Source organism: Pseudomonas sp. PvP028 (genome assembly GCF_017832255.1).
GTDB lineage: Bacteria > Pseudomonadota > Gammaproteobacteria > Pseudomonadales > Pseudomonadaceae > Aquipseudomonas > Aquipseudomonas syringae.
On record NZ_JAFIBL010000001.1, the window covers coordinates 347,412 to 370,158 of the forward strand.

17 protein-coding genes and 1 tRNA gene are annotated in these 22,747 nt (G+C 54.2%); 8 read left to right on the forward strand and 10 right to left on the reverse strand.

Annotated features, from left to right (window positions below):
• Positions 1 to 139: 139 nt before the first annotated feature.
• Genes rfbB through rfbA form a run of 3 tightly spaced genes read left to right on the forward strand, consistent with a single transcriptional unit; the run spans position 140 to position 3,032 of the window.
• The gene (rfbB, locus tag JOE34_RS01595) at positions 140 to 1,240 is read left to right on the forward strand and encodes a dTDP-glucose 4,6-dehydratase (protein WP_209995048.1); all 1,101 of its coding nucleotides are present in this window, start codon (positions 140 to 142) and stop codon (positions 1,238 to 1,240) included.
• Positions 1,237 to 2,142, forward strand: a complete 906-nt coding sequence (gene rfbD, locus JOE34_RS01600) for a dTDP-4-dehydrorhamnose reductase (protein WP_209995051.1) — start codon at positions 1,237 to 1,239, stop codon at positions 2,140 to 2,142. Before rfbB ends, rfbD begins: the two co-directional genes overlap by 4 nt.
• Before the next feature lie 8 nt (positions 2,143 to 2,150).
• Positions 2,151 to 3,032, forward strand: coding sequence for a glucose-1-phosphate thymidylyltransferase RfbA (gene rfbA, locus JOE34_RS01605; protein ID WP_003317153.1), 882 nt, complete (start codon positions 2,151 to 2,153; stop codon positions 3,030 to 3,032).
• Between the two features lie 77 nt (positions 3,033 to 3,109).
• On the opposite strand, the gene JOE34_RS01610 is transcribed toward rfbA, so the two are convergent.
• From JOE34_RS01610 to JOE34_RS01645, 8 genes are all read right to left on the reverse strand, one after another.
• Entirely contained in the window at positions 3,110 to 4,213 is a 1,104-nt protein-coding gene (locus JOE34_RS01610) for an acyltransferase (protein WP_209995053.1), read from the reverse strand.
• Positions 4,214 to 4,306: 93 nt separating this feature from the next.
• The gene (locus JOE34_RS01615; protein WP_209995054.1) at positions 4,307 to 6,373 is read right to left on the reverse strand and encodes a glycosyltransferase family 39 protein; all 2,067 of its coding nucleotides are present in this window, start codon (positions 6,371 to 6,373) and stop codon (positions 4,307 to 4,309) included.
• Between the two features lie 49 nt (positions 6,374 to 6,422).
• On the reverse strand, positions 6,423 to 6,761 hold the full coding sequence (locus JOE34_RS01620) for a hypothetical protein (protein WP_003317156.1): 339 nt from the start codon (positions 6,759 to 6,761) through the stop codon (positions 6,423 to 6,425).
• Entirely contained in the window at positions 6,761 to 7,804 is a 1,044-nt protein-coding gene (locus tag JOE34_RS01625) for a glycosyltransferase family 2 protein (RefSeq protein WP_003317157.1), read from the reverse strand. Before JOE34_RS01625 ends, JOE34_RS01620 begins: the two co-directional genes overlap by 1 nt.
• 58 nt (positions 7,805 to 7,862) lie before the next feature.
• A complete protein-coding gene (locus JOE34_RS01630; RefSeq protein WP_024650055.1) occupies positions 7,863 to 10,358 on the reverse strand; it encodes a glycosyltransferase family 1 protein in 2,496 nt (831 codons plus the stop codon).
• Positions 10,358 to 12,202, reverse strand: a complete 1,845-nt coding sequence (locus JOE34_RS01635; protein ID WP_010424861.1) for a class I SAM-dependent methyltransferase — start codon at positions 12,200 to 12,202, stop codon at positions 10,358 to 10,360. The genes JOE34_RS01630 and JOE34_RS01635 overlap by 1 nt, the downstream gene beginning before the upstream one ends.
• Complete coding sequence (locus JOE34_RS01640) at positions 12,199 to 13,416, reverse strand: ABC transporter ATP-binding protein (protein ID WP_003345312.1); 1,218 nt, start codon at positions 13,414 to 13,416, stop codon at positions 12,199 to 12,201. Before JOE34_RS01640 ends, JOE34_RS01635 begins: the two co-directional genes overlap by 4 nt.
• The gene (locus JOE34_RS01645; protein WP_004402601.1) at positions 13,413 to 14,207 is read right to left on the reverse strand and encodes an ABC transporter permease; all 795 of its coding nucleotides are present in this window, start codon (positions 14,205 to 14,207) and stop codon (positions 13,413 to 13,415) included. The genes JOE34_RS01640 and JOE34_RS01645 overlap by 4 nt, the downstream gene beginning before the upstream one ends.
• A 532-nt stretch (positions 14,208 to 14,739) precedes the next feature.
• Between JOE34_RS01645 and gmd the strand changes: the two genes are divergently transcribed.
• The 3 genes from gmd (at position 14,740) to JOE34_RS01660 (ending at position 17,895) form a co-directional block, all read left to right on the forward strand.
• Positions 14,740 to 15,771, forward strand: coding sequence for a GDP-mannose 4,6-dehydratase (gene gmd, locus JOE34_RS01650; protein ID WP_003414986.1), 1,032 nt, complete (start codon positions 14,740 to 14,742; stop codon positions 15,769 to 15,771).
• Positions 15,771 to 16,667, forward strand: a complete 897-nt coding sequence (locus JOE34_RS01655) for a GDP-mannose 4,6-dehydratase (RefSeq protein WP_016567224.1) — start codon at positions 15,771 to 15,773, stop codon at positions 16,665 to 16,667. The genes gmd and JOE34_RS01655 overlap by 1 nt, the downstream gene beginning before the upstream one ends.
• 115 nt (positions 16,668 to 16,782) lie before the next feature.
• Positions 16,783 to 17,895, forward strand: coding sequence for a glycosyltransferase family 4 protein (locus JOE34_RS01660; RefSeq protein ID WP_024664697.1), 1,113 nt, complete (start codon positions 16,783 to 16,785; stop codon positions 17,893 to 17,895).
• 63 nt (positions 17,896 to 17,958) lie between these two features.
• On the opposite strand, the gene JOE34_RS01665 is transcribed toward JOE34_RS01660, so the two are convergent.
• On the reverse strand, positions 17,959 to 20,016 hold the full coding sequence (locus JOE34_RS01665) for a methyl-accepting chemotaxis protein (RefSeq protein WP_074996648.1): 2,058 nt from the start codon (positions 20,014 to 20,016) through the stop codon (positions 17,959 to 17,961).
• Between the two features lie 339 nt (positions 20,017 to 20,355).
• Here JOE34_RS01665 and JOE34_RS01670 point away from each other — a divergent pair, with 339 nt between their 5' ends.
• Together JOE34_RS01670 and JOE34_RS01675 are read left to right on the forward strand one after the other, a co-directional pair.
• Positions 20,356 to 21,477: a molecular chaperone DnaJ gene (locus JOE34_RS01670; protein WP_209996824.1), complete on the forward strand. Its 1,122-nt coding sequence runs from the start codon at positions 20,356 to 20,358 to the stop codon at positions 21,475 to 21,477.
• Between the two features lie 117 nt (positions 21,478 to 21,594).
• A tRNA-Met gene (locus JOE34_RS01675) sits at positions 21,595 to 21,671 on the forward strand.
• Between the two features lie 152 nt (positions 21,672 to 21,823).
• Here the strand turns inward: JOE34_RS01675 and JOE34_RS01680 are convergent.
• Positions 21,824 to 22,720 (reverse strand): LysR family transcriptional regulator, encoded by an 897-nt coding sequence (locus tag JOE34_RS01680; protein ID WP_024662824.1) that lies wholly within the window; start codon positions 22,718 to 22,720, stop codon positions 21,824 to 21,826.
• Positions 22,721 to 22,747: the final 27 nt, after the last annotated feature.

Below are 22,747 nucleotides of genomic sequence, written 5' to 3' on the forward strand. Positions count from 1 at the left end.
TGCGACCACTGAATATCGGATACTTTTAGTCTCCTCATTTTTTGGCAAACCGGGCATACCGTACTTAGATCCAACGTATTTTATTTCTAGATTTAGGTACATAATATTTACGTCTACTTTATAGACTGAGACCTACACTATGATCCTAGTCACAGGCGGAGCCGGCTTCATCGGCTCGAATTTCGTTCTGCAGTGGTGCGCTCGTAATGGCGAGCCGGTGTTGAACCTGGATGCGCTGACCTACGCTGGCAATCTGGCCAACCTGCAGTCGCTGGAAGGCAACGAGCAGCATCGTTTCATCCACGGCAATATCGGTGATGCGGCATTGCTGGAGCGGCTGTTTGCCGAGCATCGTCCGCGCGCGGTGGTGCATTTCGCTGCAGAATCGCATGTAGATCGTTCGATTACCGGCCCCGAGGCATTCGTCGAGACCAACGTGATGGGTACGTTCCGTTTGCTTGAAGCGGCTCGTGCGTACTGGAACGGTCTGGAGGCGGTCGTCAAGGCTGAGTTCCGTTTCCTGCACGTGTCTACAGACGAGGTCTATGGCACGCTGGGCGCGAACGATCCGGCTTTTACCGAGACCACGCCGTATCAGCCGAATAGCCCCTATTCGGCCAGCAAGGCTGCCAGTGATCACTTGGTGCGTTCTTACCATCACACCTACGGCATGCCGGTACTGACCACCAACTGTTCGAACAACTACGGGCCTTTCCACTTTCCGGAAAAGCTGATCCCGCTGATGATCGTCAACGCATTGGCCGGCAAAGCGCTGCCGGTCTACGGTGATGGCCAGCAGATCCGCGACTGGTTGTACGTCGAAGATCATTGCTCAGGTATTCGCCGTGTTCTGGAAGCCGGTGCGCTGGGCGAGACTTACAATATTGGCGGCTGGAACGAGAAGGCCAATATCGATATTGTCCAGACCCTGTGTGCCCTGCTCGATGAACTGGCTCCCGCCGCCGCGCGCCAGGTCATCAATCAGAAGACCGGTCAGCCGGTCAGCGCTTACGCCGAGCTGATCACTTATGTAAGCGATCGCCCGGGCCATGACCGCCGCTACGCGATCGATGCGCGCAAGATTGAACGCGAGCTGGGCTGGAAGCCTGCAGAAACCTTTGAGACCGGCATTCGCAAGACCGTGGAATGGTATCTGGCCAATCAGAAATGGGTGACTGGTGTCATGGACGGAAGTTACCGTGACTGGATCGTGCAACAGTATGAGGTCAGCGACGCATGAAGATTTTGCTGCTGGGCAAGAATGGGCAGGTTGGTTGGGAACTGCAGCGCGCTCTGGCACCGCTGGGCGAGGTGATCGCGCTGGATCGTCAGGGTGCCGATGGCCTGTGCGGTGATCTGGCAGATCTGGAGCGCCTGGCTGCCACGGTTCGTGCGCTGGCGCCTGACGTCATCGTCAACGCAGCGGCCTATACGGCTGTGGACAAGGCGGAGAGCGAGCCGGACCTGGCGATGTTGATCAATGGCGAAGCTCCGGGCGTTTTGGCTAGAGAGGCTACCGCACTGGGCGCATGGCTGATTCACTACTCGACTGACTATGTGTTTGATGGCAGCGGCGAACAGCAATGGCGCGAAGACGCGGCTACCGGCCCATTGTCGGTCTACGGCCGCAGCAAGCTGATGGGCGAGCAGGCGATTCAGGCCAGCGGTGCCAAGGCGTTGATACTGCGCACCAGTTGGGTGTATGCGGCGCGCGGCCATAACTTTGCCAAGACCATGCTGCGCCTGGCCACCGAACGCGACTCGTTGAACGTGGTAGCGGACCAATATGGCGCCCCCACCGGTGCCGAGCTGATCGCCGACGTCACTGCGCAGATTCTGTATCGAGTACGCGCAGATCAAAACCCGGCAGCGTTGGCAGGTATCTATCACCTGGCTGCTGCCGGTGAGACGTCATGGCACGGCTTTGCACAGTTCGTTCTGGAACACGCCGCACGTAATGGCGTGGCATTGAAGGTAGCGCCCGACCAGATCGGCGCCATCCCCACAGAAGCGTATCCAGTGCCGGCACCGCGCCCGCGCAATTCGCGGCTGGCTTTGAGTAAACTCGAAACTGCTTTTCAATTGAAGATGCCGTCTTGGCAACAAGGCGCACAACGCATGCTGGACGAAATCCAGCGCTAAGGACTCTCATGGCTCGTAAAGGAATCATTCTGGCTGGTGGATCGGGTACCCGTTTGCACCCGGCCACGCTCTCTGTCTCCAAACAGTTGTTGCCGGTGTACGACAAGCCGATGATCTACTACCCGCTGTGCACGCTGTTGCTGGCCGGGATCCGTGACATTCTGATCATCTCCACACCGCAGGACACGCCGCGCTTCTCGCAGTTGCTGGGCGACGGCAGCCAATGGGGCCTGAACCTGACCTACGCCGTACAGCCAAGCCCGGATGGGCTGGCTCAGGCGTTCACCATAGGCGCGGACTTCATTGGCAACGATGCATCGGCACTGGTATTGGGCGACAACATTTTCTACGGGCATGACTTCCAGTCGCTGCTGCTCAATGCCAGCAACCGTGAGTCGGGTGCCTCAGTCTTCGCATATCACGTGCAGGACCCCGAGCGTTATGGCGTAGCCGAATTCGATGCCAGCGGCCGAGTGCTGTCGCTGGAAGAGAAGCCGCAGGTAGCCAAGTCGAACTATGCCGTCACCGGCTTGTACTTCTACGACAATCAGGTGGTCGATCTGGCCCGCCAGTTGAAGCCCTCCCCACGCGGCGAGCTGGAGATCACCGATCTCAACACGCTGTACCTGGAGCAGAAACAGCTGCACGTAGAGATCATGGGCCGTGGCTATGCCTGGCTGGACACCGGCACGCATGACAGCCTGTTAGAGGCCGGCCAGTACATCGCCACGCTGGAAAGGCGCCAGGGCTTGAAGGTCGCCTGCCCGGAAGAGATCTGCTACCGCGCGGGCTGGATTGATGGTGCGCAGCTTGAAAAGCTTGCACAGCCGTTGATCAAGAATGGCTACGGCCAGTATTTGAAGAACGTGCTGAAGGAAAAGATTTTCTGATCCGCGCCATGGATCTCGACTAACTACGTGCGAAAGGATGCGATACCAATGTTTACCGTAGCGCCTCCTTTCAAGCGTTAAGGAATTTCCCGACGATTAGTGCTCCAGACGTTAAAGCGACGACGTAACCAATGCTGCAAGGGAACTTCGTACAGCCGGTGACTGGCAAAGCTTAACGGAATCAGCACGGCCATGAACAATAACAGCATCCACGTGTTATAGAAGATCTCACGGTTATAGCCCAGCGCATCGAAAGCCATCGCAAAGAGTATCTGCAGCGGGAAATGCAGCAGGTAGGACGAATAGCTGACGTCACCGATAACCCCAAAACGTTTCATCAGCGTCGGCTGCACATAAGATACGGATGCAATAAACATCACAGACGCAGGAAAAGCGACGCCCATCAGGAGATAGATATTCAATGTCGGCGATAGCCAGACCGCACTCCATGCCGCCAGCATTGCGATCAGTGCGGCGATGCAGCTTGTGTTGCGACCTGTCAAGCTACGGACACGGGCAAAGATTAAATACGCTAACCCGCCACTGAAGAAGGAAAAAACACCGGCTGAAAGTTTATGATATTCGGGGTAGGCCAGCCAAGATATGAAGATCAAAAGGGGAACGAGAAGGTAGCGGCACCGTCCCATCAGGCATACTGTAAAAAACAGTCCGTACAAAAAGATTTCAACCGACACGGACCACACAGGGCCGTTGAAGGACCAGCCTTTTTCCAACCCCCAGGCTGGAATCATCAGGATATTCAGAATTGCGTGATAAACGTCATTGAACTGATATATGAAATAAACAGCGTTCTGCTGAAAATAGATGAATTGAAATAGAGCGACAGCGGCAAAACTGAAAATATGCAGGGGGTATAATCGACTGAACCTATTCATGAAGAATCGAGAAGCACTGACTCTACGCGATGAGATGTCATTAAAAAAAAGATAGAAAAATACAAATCCTGATATACAGAAAAAAAGCTCGACTGCCAGCGCGCCGTACTTATATAACATGGTCAGGTAAGCGAAAAAGGGTTGCCGGGCCACTTCGAAAAGAGCCGGCTGATCCCCTACGTAAAAAAAATGCTGCCAATGCCAGAACACCACTGACAAGGCTGCGATACCACGTAGCACATCCAGCGTGTAAATACGTTCTGACTGGCCGATCTGTTCGCTCATGGCGTCCTTTTTTTCAAGCTACGCTCCGTCAACTCAATGAGTGAGCATTCCAGAGTTCTGGCGGGTGTTTTAGTTCCCGCCAGCCAATAGACATTACTCGACCTTACGAATCTCAAGCTGATCCAGGCCAATGCCAAGGGTGCGATCATCCTTACTCATACCGAGCTGCTTAGGTGACGTAGGCAGGGGCACCTTGATGGTTAATACGTCGGCGCTATCAACATTGACGATATCCAGTGTGTAGGACGCGTTGTCTGCAGTCAGCTTGACCGGATAACTTCGGTGACCTACCAACACCTCAAACGGCTTATCGACATTAGGACCAAATGCCTTGGCCGTCAGCACAAGTTGAAACTTGGACGGTAAAGGTTTGGCGAATCTGAACACAATATCGCCACGATCCGACCAAGCGCCCCAGCTTTCAGGATGCGAAAGCCCTGATGCTTTTATCACCGTATCAGGTAATGAGGAATGCCTGAAATTGATATTCAACGGATAAACACTGGTCATCTTTTTTGCCAAGGAGAAACCATTGAACCTCATCACTTCAAATTCATCTTTTGCGAATTCGATGTCCCCAACGGCCAAAATCCACTTTTTGTCAGCTGGCGTCTGGGCCGCGGTATAAGGAACACCTTCGACAAAGGAAAGATCGCGTGAAGCGCCCAAGTCGTCGATGTAGACCAGGGACCTTAGCGTTGCCGCAACGCTATTGCCAACCACAACAAGACTAGACAGCTCATTCGCGGGGACATAGCTTTTTGCAAAGAGCCCTGCTCTATCGTATGCATCGATCACCATTCTCTGTCTGACCTCTGCATTACTGTGGACAGCAGTAACTCCCACAGAAAGCGGCAAGTAGAAAAGCAGGAATACGATAGTCCCAGAACTGGCCGACAAACACCACACGACAACTGCGATCGCTGAGAAAACGGCCAACGCAATAAACCAGTTTACATTTAGCGTATAACCACGCAACTCCGCACTGTCAACATAGCTGGGTGTGAATGGATGCATCAGTGTCATCGCGGCATAGCCGATCATGGCCAATAAAAGAATTGCAATAATAAATCGGCAATACTTTAAAGAGGCAGTGTGCACAGCGTTAATTTGAGTCGCCGCAGCAATGAATAACAACGGCAGCATGAAATCGTAATACCGCATATGAAGCCTGAACGCCGTTTCGACCACGTTCGTGCCTGCAACCGATGCTGAAAACAAACCAACGATCACAATCAAATTGAGCAACAAAGCCAAGGTACAAAAAACAACTTTATCTTCCGACGAAATAGACTTTTTTGCCAGAGCCTTTATAGAGCCAAATATGATAATTGCCACTGAAGTACCAAACATCATAACAATGGCTAATAGATGGCCCTCAATAATACGTGGTGCCGTTGAAAAGATATCGAGGTATCGTTGCAGAGATGAAGCGCTTGACTCGAACGTCGAGGTATAAAAATTACCAAAAAGCGTTAACCCTGAAGTGCCGGCAATGATGAAGCTCACGACAAACTTGGTCGCCAGCATCACCGCTACAAACACAGCACTGCTTTTGAGTCCCGTGACTAGCCACGTACTCATGCTTTTGTAGGCAAAGAAAATTATGCACAGGCAAAATGCCGGAATCATAAACATCGCGTGTGGCTTAACGAGCGATGAACAGCCCATGATAAAGCCAAACAAAGCCCACTCTTTCAAGGAGGATTGAGCATTTAGACTCAAGAAGTAAGAAATCCCGACCCAGAAGGACAGGAAAAACAACGGTTCAGGCATGAAGTAAGCAGTGTAGCTATTTATCGGCCCCAGCATACTGAGAAATACAATCAACACGGACAACCGACTGCCACAAAAGCGTCTAGCGGTCATGTATATAAACGGCGCAGCAGCGACGAAGAACACCGTATTGAAAAGCTTCGAACACTCCATAAACCCGCGGCCGCACAGGTTAGTGGACTTATAGATGGCAAGGTAGAGATAATCCGGAATATAGGCGGCAGACAGAGGCATCAATCTCGCCATCGAGCTGTACGTGTACTCATCACCCAGAACGCCTGGGTACAGCCCAATGGATCGCACCAGTAGCACGATCAAGGTCATGACCATGATACCCGCCACCGCTGCTGGAGCGCCTAACTTTATTCCATTTTTAAATTGCATGCCGCTTCCCACTCTACAAATTTAATGCCATGTGCCATACGCAAAACAGCTATGACTTGACGGCCAATACAATACCAAACATGATAAACAGAACGCCTACGAAATACTGAACCTGAAAGCGCTCGCCCAAAATAAAATGGCTACCAATAGGCACTAATACAAATGCCATTGCCATCAAGGGGTAGGCTTTACCAAGCTCTATTTTCTGAAGTACCCATACCCATGCGATAGTAGTCAGTCCATAGAGGGCAAAAGCAGAGCCCAGTATCATGATAGTTTTGATGTCAAAAAAAGTGCCCGCCCGTTGCAAGGAAATAGCGCTTAATTTGAACATGATCTGTCCAGCAGCAATTCCCAGCACGCACAGGACAGCAATCGCATACACCATTACACTGCCCCTGCCTTGGACTTGACTTTGGTTTTAGCTAGGTGAAAAGGCCTTCTGGGAACCGACGCAATATCCTGCCCCAAAAATGCCAATATCAGTTGAATGCCCAATATAATAGGCAACGCGGAAAGCATGACAGTGCCTGCCGAGTTAGGGACACCGGTATAAATTGAGCTGATCCAATGAGAAATACCGAACACACTACCGGACAACAATAGCGTCAGGCCCACAGGAAGTTCAATAGATGCAAGCGACATGTCCCTCAGGTAGTAGTTATAAAATATTCGTTTGCCGAAATTTCTAACGTGCTTGACGAAGAACTCGCCAACGACCTTGGATACTTTCAGGTTGCTGACTTCATCACCGTACTTGGCATGCATGGGAATATCTACAACGACAGCACGCAACGTGTTGAGTCGAAAAAGAATGTCGGTCTCAAAAAAATAGCGCCTGCTTATTTTATCCAGAGGCAGATGTTTCGCAACATCTCGATGAATCGCTGTATAGCCATTGGTGGGATCAAACAAATCCCAATAGCCCGACGAAAATTTCGTCATGAAAGACAGTACAGCGTTCCCAAACAAGCGAACGCGCGGCATTGCCCGGATCTCCTCGAGATCAAAAAAGCGATTGCCTTTCGTGTAATCCGCTTCACCGGCAAGGATGGGATTAATGAAGTTCATGATCAACGCAGGGTCCATCTGACCGTCGCCATCAATCTTTACAATAACGTCCATATTTTCTTCAATCGCCGCTTTGTAGCCGGTCATGACCGCGCCACCAACGCCCTGATTCTGAGGGTTACGCAGAACAACCACACGTGGGTCGGTACAGTGTTGTTCGACGTAAGCACCAGAATGATCCGGGCAGCAGTCGTCAACGACGTAAATTCTGTCGACTTCTGGTCCAATGTCTGCGATCACACCCAGTATGTGCGCGACCACTTTATAGGAAGGGATCAAGACAGCGATCTTGCTACGTCCCTCGACATCGACGGTAGGGATTACGTCTGGCTTGACCTGGTGTTGCTGACCGATTGTCATATATAAAATTACCTGTTGGTCCAAATCTTCTGATAGTGGGTCTGCGACTCGGCAGTAATCAGTTGCTCAATATGAGTGCTGCCTGCAGCTGCCTGGCGCTCTGTTCCCACGTCAGCCAAGGCATGTCACTTGAATCTGGATGCATTGAGTCCTTGTGTAACTCTAACCAGGCCGCTATTGCTTCACTCATGTCAGTAGGGTGCAAGCCGCTGAAATAAAATGCGTGGGTACCTGCGATTTCCTTGAACACAGGCAGATCACGAATAATCATTGGAAGATTATATTGAGCTGCTTCGATCAATGGCAGGCCGAACCCCTCGCCTTCCGATGCCGCTATCAGACACGTCGACGCTGAGTAAATCTTTTCGAGGTACTCATCACTGATGCCTTCCAGCCAGAAAAGCCTGTTGCCTTTCTCGGGATGGTTTTCAAGGCGTGCGACCAGCTCGTCCACAAGCCAGCCCCGTTTCCCGACGATGACAAGATTAATGTCCTGCCCCTGCTCCCATAGACTTTCAAAAGCAGAGAGCGTTTGCGCATGCCCTTTGCGCGGTTCTACGGTACTGACCATCAGGAAGCTTGGCTTCTGCGCCAGACGTGCCAACAGCTCCCCTGCATCATCGGGCAGACCTGCAGAAGGCAGGCTGTTGTCGATATCGGCCCCCAGGTGGAAGCTTTTTACACTTGGCTTGTTGCCTGCGCACTTGTCCACATTGTCAGCAAGCCACTGCTTCAATTCATCCGCAACTGCACCCGATATGCAAATCAGACTGCTAGCGACCATGCTGATTTTCTGCAGCCAGTCGTTGAACAACTCGGCATTCGGCGCCACCCACCAGTCAGGGCGGTGGAACAGCAGCAAGTCGTACACGATGTAACTGACCTGTACGCCCATCTGCCGCATCTGACTGTGCAGCGGATAGAGTTGACTTGCCAAGTGCATGTTCAAGTCCAGAGACAGATAGATATCGTCTTGGGCGAAGTCGATAATTGCGTCTGTCGCCTCGGAAAACTGATCATAGATGCGGGAGGCAAAGGCATTAGCATAATAATACTGGCCATCCGCAAAGTAGATCGGACGAACAGTCAGGCCTGCTGGTTGGTCATTCAAGAACTCGTGGAGCAGACTACGTACGACGCGTTGAATACCTGATTTGGCATCACTGTGAACGATGCTGGATACATCAAGCAACAATTGCCTGTGATCAGCGCCTGCAAAGTCGAATGCGATACTTTTCGCAACCTGAAAAAGCTCGATGTCAGTAGGCGCAGTGTCCGAGAGTGAAATCAGTCGCTCCAGCAATGCAGCTCCAGGATCAGGTAGGTCAGGCTGATCAGCAGCAACCGACGAATGCCTCGACTCCAAAGCTTCTATGGCTTTTTTCGCAGACTCATCCCACGAAAACTTCTTGCACTGCTCCCCTGCATTGGTAAGCAACCTTGAGCGGAAGCCATCGCTTTCTAGACCTTCTAGCATTTTCGCAGCGATGGAGCCTACCGAGAACGGGTCGAACAGCGCTTCGTCGAACCCTATGACTTCCGGAACACTGCTGCAGTTAGAACCGATAACAGCAGCGCCACATGCCATGGCTTCCAGCACCGGAAGACCAAAGCCTTCATGGGTCGACGGGAAGACAAACAGCTTGGTCAACGAGTAGAGGGCAATCAGGTCTGCATCATTGACGTAGCCCGTCAGTACCAACTCCGAAGTCTTGACGCCATATTGCTCTGCGAAGGCGAGCAGCTCCATTCGCTGCTGAGCATGCAGCTTGCTGGCGATAACCAGCTGATGCCTGGCTTTAAGCGCGCTGGGCAGCGTGCTATAGGCTTCAAGCAAGCGAGCGAAATTCTTCCTGGGGTCAAAGCCGCCCGGCGCATAAAGAATGAACTCGCTTTTCACGCCCAGACGCTCAAGTATCGCCGAGCTTTTGCTCAGATTCACTTCGTCCGGAATAAACTGCTCACCAATAGCCGCGGAAATATTGGCTATCTTTGCTTGGTCAATGCCTAGGTGAGTCACCGCTTCCTGACGCGAGGAATCGGAAATGGCCAGCAAAGTATCGGCTTTCTTCAACCAGTCTATTTTACGGTGGTAATAGTCTTTCAGCTCTGCAGTAGGAAGATAGACATCCTCGTTCATGAACGGAATCAGGTCATAGAGGATTACTGCGGTTTGATGCGTTGCCGGCACAGCCCCAACGGACGTCACTGCGTTCGCCCAATAGCCTTCAAACAGACTGCTGACCACTACCGCATCGGGTTTCAGCGTGGACAAAAAGGACTCTCTGATGACTTCAGATGCTCTCGCCACCCAAGGAGTCGGGTTCGCATCACCCGGCACGTCAAATATACGTATGCGGCTCTCGGGAATAAGACCAGCAAAGGCAGCCCTTATGTCAGGAATGCTTTCCGACATGCAGTTGTTCAGGGCCAGCCATATCTCATGGCTCCCGGCATTTCGTGCGATGGCCTGAGCCAATGACAGAGAATAGCGACCAATACCGCGAAAACGACTTTCGGACTGAGCGCCCTGTAGATCAATGACAATACGCATTAACGGTTTTCCTTGCGCTCAAAAGCCAGCTTCAAATCGGAATAAACACGCGCCACCCTTGGGCTTGCTGTCGGAAAACCATCGTCAGTCGCCTCTGTTGCAGCCGTAACAGGAGTCACTTCATGAGGCCGGGGCTGAATAATTCCGTGACGCAAGGCAAATTGCCTGACGCTATTCAAAAAATTGGGATATGCCTGAGCTTTATTGACAAGACGCGTGCGTAGGCGCGGCCTGTTCAAAACAAAGCGTATCGAGCGGGCCAACACAGAACGTACCACTCGCTTGAAGAGACTCGAAGGTACTCTGGACGCTTTGCTGGATAAACTGGCCGACGTGCGAAGCGGCCGAGTTATCCGCCATGACCTACTATTTTCAAACTGTGCAATACGTGCCTCATAAGCGGTCGCTGTAAGCCACCAATGATGCGCATTGTTCAGCGATTGATCCAGTTGAGCTTGAATCTCATGCATCTGCGCTTGTTCGACCTGGTTCTCGTTGGCTTTCAGCCACCAGTGATGCGCATTATCCAACGATTCCTTGAGACGGGCCTGGAGCTCATCGACCCGCGCTTGCGCAGAGACTGCGTCTGTCACTTTAGTAACGCCGGTATCCTGCTGCAATTGCGTAACCTGCGCCTGAAGCTCTTTCAGGTAAGAAAACGCTTCATTCAAGCGCGCTTCCGATTCATTCATACGCAACTGTGCAGCTTCTTGACCCAACTGAAAACTATGAACGCGCGACTCAGCCAGTTCGGCACGCAGTGTCACCTCACGTATCCTGGCTTCAACTTCGTCGTTATTTTGCAGCGCATGCACACTGCTCTCGAGGTGCTTGCCTTGCTCCTGAACATGAGAGAGCTGATCACGCAGTTCAGCGTGGGTCGCAGCACCCGATTCTTCCAGCGTACGCGCAATTTGCTCAAGTTCCTGGCCGCGTTGCTGAACCTGGTTCAACTGCTCACGCAGTTCAGTCTCGGTCGCAGTACCTGACTCTTCAAGCGCACGCACAATTTGCTCAAGTTCCTGACCGCGTTGCTGAACCTGATTCAACTGCTCACGCAGCTCAGCGCATGTAGCGTCACTCTTTTCAACCCAGCCTGCCACCTGGGAGTCATAGCGGCGCGAAAGTGACTCCAGCGACATGCCGTACTCTTTACCGAAAACGGCGTCGAATATCTCCAGCTGTTCGGGAGCTGCCGCTTTTTGCGCGACGATCGCGTAATCCGGACTGACGCCGTGCAGCACGCTGAATAAATCGACAGGCCCGCCTTCGGACAGCGCGACGGGCTCTTGAAGACGCAGCAGCTGAGAGCGACTAAACCGAGAGTATTCAGTCAGAAAGCTCAGCAGCAAATGCGGTATGGGGCAAGTATGGGTAGGGTCCAGATAAAATGTCTGCGTGCCCACCACAAGATTTTCCGAGTTGGGCGTTTCCAGAATAAGCAGACCGGCAGGTTTTAGTACTCTCAGCGCCTCGGCAACCAACACTTTAAGATCGCCAAACGGGATATGCTCGGCGATATGAAAACCTGAGATAACCGTCATGCTTTCATCTGGCAAGCTTCTCAGCTTTTCCAGCGCATCAACGTTTTCGACCGGCAATCCCAAAGCCGTACAGGCTTCAAGCATGCCCACATCAAGATCGATACCGAGCGCCTGAAAGCCATTCTGGATCAAGATTTCCAGCCACTCGCCTCGACCACAGCCAAGATCCAGCGCCTGGCCATCCGGGTAAAGCTGGTGCAGCGGCTTCAGGAACGGCACGTAAACCTGCTGGCGTTCATGGATCAATTCGCGCGAGCCGCGATAACGATCTTCAAAGGCACGGTAGAAGGGAACGGTCATCGACTGAACTCCACAACAGGCGGCAGCCATGCCAACCCAACAAACTCGCTTTGCGAAATATTGACTACATTGAACACGAGCGTTAAATCCACCCATTCATAATTGCGTGATAAATGACTATCTGTTGTGTGGAGTGCCACCGCAACTGAATACGAGCCCACCCCCAGGTTGGCTGGAAAGTTGAAGGAGTAATCCAGAGACTCTCCTGCCTGCAGATCAACGACCTTGCAGCCCATATGATGCGTGTTGGTGCCGTAAACAGGCTGTCCCAGGCGATCCTTGATGAGATACCCCACTACCAGCTCGGGAATTGCACTGTTAACCTGAGCATTGATGCGCAAGGACACTGGCTCGCCGACGGAAACGTACTCAATACGCTCACCGGCAGCATTGTGCAGACTGACAGCGCCGATGGTGGCTTCTCCACTGCCTGAGCGAGTCTGTACCGAACCATCCTCGAGCTCTCGGAGCTGTACCGTTGCGTTTTCCTTTTCGGCAATCAAGGCATTATAGAAATCCATGACTTCTTCGGGCTTGCCATCTTTTATCACCGTGCCTTTTTCAAGCAGTATCGCTCGGCTGCAAAGCGCCTGAATGGAACCTCGGTCGTGAGACACGATGAGTAATGTCGTTCCCTGAGCCTGGAACTGACGTATGCGTTCGAAGCTTTTATGCTGGAAGTAGCTGTCACCGACAGATAACGCTTCATCAACAATAAGTATTTCAGGCCTGATCGCTGTGGCAACCGCAAACGCAACACGCATCTGCATGCCACTCGAATACATTCTCACCGGTTCGTCGAAATACTCCCCGATCTCTGCGAATGCCTCGATTTCATCAATAACACCGTTGATCTGATCAGCACTGAACCCCATCAGGCCGGCGGCGTGATAGACGTTCTGACGCCCGGTCAGGTCGGGAGTAAACCCCATCCCCAGCTCGAGAATAGCGGCGATACGGCCGTTGACCTGAACATGCCCTTCAGTAGGCTGCAAAGTCCCGGTTATCATCTTGAGCAGCGTCGACTTACCCGCGCCGTTCTGCCCAACAATTCCTATCGCCTCACCTGGCTCGATTGAAAAACTGATGTGCTTAAGGACCCAGTGCTCTTCGCTTGGCTTGGTAGGTATGCCGAACCAGCGACCAATACGCTGAAACTCGGAGGCATAGACACGATAGGCCTTGCCCAGATTACTAACGCTCAACAGACTCATAGTACGTCCACCATCTCCGGCGCCGCCCGGCGAAACATGAATAGGCCCAACAGCATCAGACCTGCTGCGACAGCGGCGGTGATGGCCATACTTTGCAGATCAGGCGCTCGCCCATAAACCAGAACGTCGTGGTAGGCACTGACGATCGGAAACATTGGGTTGATGCCCATGACGCTTTTGAATTGCTCGGGAATAATATTGACCGGGTACACGATCGGCGTGAACCAGAACCACACCTGCAGCAGAATCGGAATGACCTGACCGACATCGCGCACAAATACGTTCAATACACCAAGGATGAGGCCCAGACCTACAGCCAGGGCGGTCACTACGAGAGTCAGGGGGATCAGCCAGAGCATTTGCCAGTGCGGCCAAAGGCCCAGTGCAGCGAAGACAAGCAGTATCGCGGCAAACAGCAGAACATAATTGAGAAGACATGAACCTGTGACAATCACGGGCAAAGTGATGCGTGGAAAACGCATCTTTTTCATCAGGTTGCCCTGATCAATGAACAACGTCAGACAGCGACCGATGATTTCTGCAAAGTAGCTCCAGGCCAGCATACCGGCCATCAGGTAGACCGCATACGCATACTTGTTGTCGATGCCCGGTAGTTTGGCAGCCAGAACGTTGGAGAGAACCAGCGCGTAGATCGCAACCTGTGCCAGCGGGTTGATGATCATCCACAGGCCACCCAGGCGGCTGCGGGCGAATCGTGCGGAAAACTCATTGCGTATAGATGAAAAAACGAATCCCCGGTAACCCCAAAGGCTTCTGAACAGCTCCAACATTGGTGACTCCTGAAGAGGGTGAAGTCGTGCTTACCCTGAGTGTTCCTGTTCCGTACAGTTAATACCCAACTCCCACCGCAGTGGGCGGAGCGCTGGTTTCACCGAGCTACGAAACGCAAAAAAAACAGAAAAAGGTTTCTGGGGGCGCACTATATCGCCTTCGCTGGAATAGTCACCGTTTAGTCTTTAAATCGGCACGTTCAAAACGAATTATTCATGAGCCCAGCAGACGGAAAATCATGAAATTCTTCTGAAAATCAGGCAATTGCGGAACCGTTGCTTAACGGCCATGTCATGGACGTTTACGAACGGCTCACATGCAATGATACCCTTTCGCCACCTCTGCTATCACGGTAGTCACTCGAGAGCCGAGCCGGCGAGCCGTCGAACGGGCATAATAAATGCCACACAACAAGGTGCAACAGTCGTCTACACGCTTGCTAACCTGTATCATGGCACGCCTCGAATACAGCACTAGCCCCCCGTGAACAAGCTGGGGCACCCGATCTTTGATGGAGTTAAAAAATCTAGCATGAAAGCAATCATTACCGGCATTACTGGTCAAGACGGCGCTTACCTGGCTGAGCTGCTGCTCGAAAAAGGCTATACCGTTTACGGCACCTATCGCCGTACAAGCTCCGTCAATTTCTGGCGTATAGAAGAGCTCGGGATCCAGAACAACCCTAATCTGCATCTCGTCGAGTATGACCTGACTGACCTGTCTGCCAGCATTCGCTTGCTGCAAACCACTGGCGCTACCGAGGTCTACAACCTCGCAGCACAAAGCTTCGTGGGCGTGTCGTTCGAACAGCCGTTGACCACTGCCGAAATCACCGGCATCGGCGCAGTCAACCTGCTGGAAGCCATCCGCATCGTCAACACCAAGATCCGTTTCTACCAGGCATCGACTTCCGAGATGTTCGGCAAGGTCCAGGCCATCCCGCAAGTAGAAAGCACTCCGTTCTACCCGCGCAGCCCGTACGGCGTCGCCAAGCTCTACGCGCACTGGATGACCATCAACTACCGTGAGTCGTACGACATCTTCGCCACCAGCGGCATTCTGTTCAACCACGAGTCGCCACTGCGTGGCCGTGAGTTCGTGACCCGCAAGATCACCGATTCGGTTGCCAAGATCAAACTGGGCCTGATCGAGTCGTTCGAACTGGGCAACATGGACGCCAAGCGCGACTGGGGTTTTGCCAAGGAATACGTCGAAGGCATGTGGCGCATGCTGCAGGCTGATGAGCCGGACACCTTTGTCCTGGCCACCAACCGCACCGAAACCGTACGCGACTTCGTGAGCATGGCATTCAAGGCCACTGGCGTGACCATCAAGTGGGAAGGCGAAGCCGAGTCGGAAAAAGGCATTTGTGCAGACACTGGCAAGGTACTGGTTTCGGTCAATCCGAAGTTCTACCGCCCAACCGAAGTCGAGCTGCTGATCGGTAACCCTGCAAAAGCCAAGGAAGTCCTGGGCTGGGAACCAAAGACCAATCTGGAAGAGCTGTGCCGCATGATGGTCGAAGCGGATCTGCGTCGTAATGAAAAAGGCTTTTCGTTCTGATGAGTATTGCTGGCAAGCGCGCATTGATCACCGGAATCAACGGCTTTACAGGCCGTTTCATGGCGAACGAGCTTGCCGCCCAGGGCTGTGAAGTCCTTGGCGTCGGCAGTCAGCCTTCGGACAGTCCAGGCTACTACCAGGTGGATCTGGCAGACGTGGCAGGTCTTCGCAAGCTGCTGGCAGACACTCAGCCGGATATCGTCGTGCACCTCGCAGCATTGGCGTTCGTCGGGCACGGGGCAGCGGATGCTTTCTATCAGGTCAACCTGATCGGCACCCGCAACCTGCTCGAAGCGATCGATGCCTGCGGCAAGGTGCCTGACTGTGTGTTGCTGGCGAGCAGCGCCAATGTCTACGGCAATGCTTCATCCGGCATGCTGGATGAAACGACTCCGCCCGCACCGGCCAACGACTATGCCGTGAGCAAACTGGCGATGGAATACATGGCGAGCCTCTGGCAAACCAAGTTGCCCATCGTCATCGCCAGGCCGTTCAACTACACCGGCGTCGGGCAGGCAGAGAACTTTCTGCTGCCCAAGATCGTTTCGCACTTCGCACGCAAGGCCAGCACCATCGAACTGGGCAACCTTGATGTGTGGCGTGATTTCAGTGACGTGCGCGCTGTTGTCAGCGCCTACCGCGGTCTGCTGGAAGCCCGCCCGGTCGGGCAGACGATCAACGTCAGCTCTGGCGTGACCCACTCGCTGCGCGAAGTGATCGACATGTGCCGGGACATCACGGGCCAGGATATCGACGTTCAGGTGAACCCTGCGTTTGTCCGGGCCAATGAGGTCAAGACCTTGTGCGGCAACAACGCTCGCCTGCGCGCGTTGGTCCACGACTGGGAGACCCCGCCGCTTCGGGAAACCCTGAGCTGGATGTTGCCCTCCGCTTGATTGGTGGGCAGTTACAAAATAAGGCCTGTCTACCTGGTAGACAGGCCTTTCCTTTTTAAACACCCTTAAAGCCCGTGGTGAACGACTCAGCACGCATGGCTGAATCAGGCAGACGATGATCAAGGTTCTTCACTTCTTCAAAACCTATTACCCGGACACCACCGGCGGGATAGAGCAGGTCATTTTCCAGCTCGCTCAGGGCTGCCGTGCGCTGGATGTAGAAAGCCAGGTGCTGACGCTTAGCCCATCCCCCTCACCCGCTCGCCTGCAGGTCGCCGACCACCAGGTCACGCGCGTGAAGGAAAACTTCAATCTGGCGTCCACGGGCTTTTCTGCCAGCGTTTTCAGTCAGTTCAGAGAGATGGCCGCAGAAGCGGATCTGGTTCATTTTCATTTCCCCTGGCCGCTGATGGATCTGGTGCATTTCGCCACCCGCCATGGCCGGCCCACGGTGCTCAGTTATCACTCGGACATCATCAAGCAGCGCACACTGCTGAAGCTCTATAGCCCGTTGATGAACCAGTTTCTCCAACGCATGGACCGCATTCTGGTGGCCTCGCCCAATTATTTGCAGACCAGCGAGACCCTGAAGCCCTTCGCCGACAAGACCGTGGTCGTGCCCTACGGGCTGGATCAGTCGGCCTATCCGGTGGTCCCGGCGCAGAAGCGATCAGAATGGCAGCAGCGCGTGCCGGGCAAGTTCTTTCTGTTCGTCGGCGTGCTGCGCTATTACAAGGGCCTGCACACACTGCTCAGTGCCTTGGAGGGCGTTGATTACCCGGTGGTGATCCTCGGCGGCGGGCCTCAGGAGGCCGAGTTGAAGGAGCAGGCTGAGAAACTGCAACTGCGCAACGTGCTGTTTCTCGGTCGACTGGACGATGAAGACAAGGCGTGTCTGCTGCAGATGTGTTATGCCTTGGTCTTCCCTTCCCACCTACGCTCGGAAGCGTTCGGCATCTCGCTGCTTGAAGCCTCGATGTATGGCAAGCCGATGATCTCCTGCGAGATCGGCACCGGCACTACCTACGTGAATATCAACGAAGAAACCGGTCTGGCAGTACCACCGGAAAATCCGCTGGCGTTGCGCGAAGCGATGCGCCGCTTGTGGGAAGACCCGGAGCAAGCGGCCCGCTTCGGCGAGAACGCGCTGGCACGTTTCCACGAGGTGTTCACCGCAGAAAGAATGTGCGCGTCGACGGTGCAGGTTTATCACGACCTGCTGAAATGAATGTCGTCTCTCGACGAATAAAAAAGCCCCATCACTGGGGCTTTTTACTGACCACCTGGCGTATCACCCCAAGCGAAACCGCGCCGTATTGTCATTCAGCGCCCGGCTGCCCTGACTCAAGGTATCCGCCGCCTGATTGACCGCACGGGCACCTTCCAGCAAACGCCCTGCGGCCTGATCGACCTGCTGGATGTTGCTGCTCACTTCATCGGCGGTCGTCGCCTGTTCTTCCACGGCGGTCGATATCTGCGCCAGCGTATCGGTCACACCCTGCACTGCTATGGCGATTTCTCCCAGGCGGACGCCCAGACCGGTCACCGACTGCGCATCGTTGACGGCTTGTCCACAGGCCGCCTCCATCAGGTTGACTGCCTGCGTCACGGTGGAGCGCAAGCTGTCGACCGTTCCGGCGATCTGAGCGGTCGAGGCCTGGGTGCGCTGGGACAGGCTGCGCACTTCATCGGCAACCACCGCGAACCCGCGGCCTTGCTCACCGGCGCGCGCCGCCTCGATGGCTGCGTTGAGGGCCAGCAGGTTGGTCTGTTCGGCGATGCCGCGAATGGCATCCACCACCGACTGGATCTGCTGGCCCTGCTCGCTGACCCGGCCCAGCGCGGCGGCAGTCTCGGTCAGCCGCTGATTGAGTTGCTGGATGCTGTCAGTGGTGCGCTGGCTGTCCTGACTGCTTTGCTGAGCAATCTGACGGGTCTGCCTGGCGCTTTCCGATGCCTGCTCACAGCTTCTGGCCACGCCCTGAGAAGTGGCAGCCAGCTCGGTGGCTGCGGCGGCGATCTGACTGATCTGTTGTTGCTGGTCTTCGACCTCGCTCAGCGTTCCACTGGACTGGGCATTCAGCGTCAGCACCGCATCGCCGACGCGAACGGTTTCCTGATTGACGCCCAGCAGGCTGGTGCGCAATTGCACCACCGCGACATTCAGCGCGCGGCTGATGGCAGCCAGCTCGTCACGGCCCTGCACAGCCACTTCCACACACAGATTGCCGTCACGCAGGGATTCAGCCAGCGTGGTGATGCCTCTGGCGCTGTTGCGAATCGAGGATTGCAGACAGGCGAACAGATAGATCGCCATGATCACCAGAACACAGAAGACCAACGCCATCGGGATGAACTCCGTGTTGGAGCTCTCATGGTAGTAATCGAGGCGTCCGTTGAGCGCCTCAAGCGACTGCCTGCGTAACTCCGTCGTGCTGCCGGTCAGGGTGTCGATGCTCTTTTCGAACTCTTCCGGCTTGAGCTTGATACTGCCGCCGAAAACACCGTCATCAATCACCTTAAGCTGTGCTTCCAGCACTTGCATTACTGCAGCGTACTTGTCGGCCCAAGGCTGTAACTGCTCGGGAAGCTTGGACAGCAGCAGGCCGGCAGCCTTTTGCATCTGGTCCTTGGAATCATCGATGCGACCACGCAGGTCGCGCATTTGCAGACGGCTCTGCAAGCTGAACTGCCCCGATGCCACCGACGTCTGCCCCACACTCGACAGACGACCGATACGCTCGATCAGGTCCGGCACTTGCTGGGTGGAGAGCTGCATGAGCATGTAGGTTTCAAGCCAGGGATCGAGAATCAAACCGCTGTCCATCGCGATCTGCTCGCGCAGTGCCTGCACCAGGTTCAGCACCGTAGTGAATCGGTCGTAGCCATCAGGCCACCAGCCCACCGTGCGCAATGATGCCGTGTCCAGACCGGTGACGGCGGCTTGAAGCGCCTTGAAACGGTTCATGGTATCGGCAGGTGCTTTTTCTTCGACCAGTACCGCCTGAACGCCCTCAAGCGCCTTGGCAATGCGAGGGATACCTGCATCGACGCTGGCCATGGCAGCCTTTGCAGCCGGAGTCGGCTCGCGCAGGATGTCGGCGGCTTTCCAGCGTGCGGCATGATCGCGTTGGGCGGACAGCTCGACGTTCAGATCGTCGAGCGCCAGCAACTGACGCACGCCGGATTGCTCCCCGGAAATGACATCGAGCTTGTTGCTGTACTCCTTGGTGATGACCCATGCGCTGCCCGCCAGCGGCAACATGAACAGCAGGAACAAGACCTGAAACTTGCGAGCAAAACCAAAATGTCCCATCAGGCGCATGCCTGGTGACAAAAGACTGTTCATGTCCTGCGACTCCCGGTGAACACCTGCCAGATCTGCAAAAACAGAGGCGATGCCTTTTGTTGGAAAAACACTAACAGCAAAATGCCATGTTCTTGTTTCAATGGCGATACGCGTCGCCTCAGATTGGTACGCAAAGTGTCGCCATTCATTGTTTTTGGCGTCAAAAAGCTTCTCAAACGAGCTATCAGGCACATCCAAGCAAGAACCGGACCGCTCGGCAGACGAAAAGAGTGCTTTACGGCAGCCATTTATTCATCCCGCAAAAAGGTCGAAAAAAGTAGACTGGAGAACGACAATCGACCACCACGCAGCAGTGCTCTCGCCATCAAGGAGGTCTTCATGACCACCCCACCCGCCTCGCCACGCATCGTCGCGCAACCGTCCAGGCCGCAATTGAGCGCCGGTCAGAAGAAATTCAACACGCTGATGGAAAAGCTCGAAGCCAGGCGCAAGCTTTTGCAGCAGTGGCTCTCGATTTCAGCCACCTGCGAAAAGCTGTGGATCGAAGAACTGGTTCCGATGCTCAGTGAGCAGGCCGCGAACGAGATGAACAAGCTGCGCTTGCTTGACGTAGCTTTCGATCAGTTCCGCCTGGCCAAAAAAGACAGAGCCACGCTACTCGATATTATCTGCGACCTGACCACATCGCTCATTGGCGGCGAACACGATGAAGAACTCAAGCATCTCTACTTCAAATACACCGGCAACGACTACGACGAGGAGGAGCGCCTGCAAAGACAGCGGTTCAAATCATCGCTGGAAGAAGATCTGGGCGTGGAACTGGACGACGATGTCGACCTGGACTCTCTCGAAGACGTGACCCGGCATATTGAAGAGAAGCTGAGAGATCAGGCCGAGCAGGCGCAAGGCGCACAGGAGCCGAAAAAACCGACGGCCAGCGAACTGCGTCGTGAGCAGGAAGAGGCGGAAGGCAGCCAGTCAGTGCGCGAAATTTACCGCAAGCTGGCCAGCGCGCTGCACCCGGATCGTGAACAGGATGCCGATGAGCGCGAGCGAAAAACGGCGCTCATGCAACGCGTCAACGAGGCCTATGAAAATGACAACCTGCTGGCGCTGCTACAGATGCAAATGGAGATCGAGCAAATCGATCAGAGCCACATCGACAGCATCTCCGACAAGCGCCTCAAGCATTTCAACCGGATCCTGAGCGAACAGCTCAGAGAGCTGGAAGACGAGATCCACGATCGCAAGATGCTGATCCGGGAACAATTCCTGATGGACCCGTACGAGGACCTCAAACCCAAGACTGCCAACACAAAATGTGCCAGGCAGGTCAAAGCCATACGGGAGCATCTCGACGAGGAACAGGACAAACTGCAGTTACTGACCGACCCGAAAAGCCTTAAAGCCTGGCTCAGGGATCAACGAGAGATGGCCGAGATGCTGGAGAGAGTAGAAGAATTCGATGACCTGGAAATGCTGGAGACCCTGTTGCGCTGAAAGCCCGAAAAACCTGACTCCAACCCGGGCTTCGACCTAACCGGTTGATCGCACGCAATTATTTTTCACAACAACGCTTGACACATATGCGTTCTCCGAGAATAATGCGCGCCACTTGGCTACATAGCTCAGTTGGTTAGAGCATAGCATTCATAATGCTGGGGTCCGGGGTTCAAGTCCCTGTGTAGCCACCAAGTACCGATTCACAGTTTTCTTCTGATAACTGTGAATCAACAAGAAGCCCGCCTCGTGCGGGCTTTCTTGTTTCTGGCCTTCCTGTTTTGTCACCACTCTTATGCCCCCCTGCGCATGCTTCAATCACGCCTCCTGGATGATCCGCGCAAATTCAGGACGTCGTCGGGAGACGGGTTTCCCTGGCGAGGGTCAACCAGGCCTCGGCCGCAGGTGACAAGTGCGCGTTCTTGCGCCATGCCAACACCATATGCCAATCCGTATCCGGCTCGTTCAGCGCAACCAATCGAATCCCGTCGTGATAGTGCTTCTGCGCCAGCATTCTCGGCAAGAATGCGACACCCAACCCTGCCGAGACCAGATCTACAATAAAGTCGACCTGACCACTGCGTGCAGTCACTTTGGGCGTCACACCCTTGCGGTCGCAGGCCAGTTTAATCATGGTGTTCAGTGCAAACCCCGCCTCGAAAAGGATAAACGGCGTTTCGGCCAGGTCTTCAATGACGACTCGTTTGCGCTTGGCCAATGGATGGTTCGCTGCCATGACCACCACCACGGGCTCGATACGCACATCCTGGTAATCGAACTCTTCACTGAACGAGTTCATCTTCAACAGTGCTGCCAGCTCTACTTCTCCCGAAGCCAGGCACTCATGCAGTTTGCTCGCGCCGTGTTCGGTGAGCTGAATATCGATATCCGGATAGCGGGCGCGGTATTGAGTGAACATGGCGGCGAAAAGCGCACCGCTGCCGACGGGTGGCAGACCGATGCGCAACACGCCGCCCTTCAAACCACGCAGGTCGTTGAGCTCGGTCAGCAGATCGCTGCGCTCGGCCAACAGGGTCAAGGCGCGGCGGTAGACGATTTCGCCGGCGGCGGTCAGTTCGCTGCGGTGGCCAATACGGCTCAACAGCGGCGCGCCCAATTCGTCTTCAAGGGTCTTGACGGCCTTGCTGACGGTGGACTGGGTGAGCGATACCACGTCAGCGGCCTGGGAGAAGCTACCCTGACGTACCACTTCGACAAAAGTGCGTAATGTTCGAAGGTTCACAAGTATTCGATTTCCGACTGAATTCAA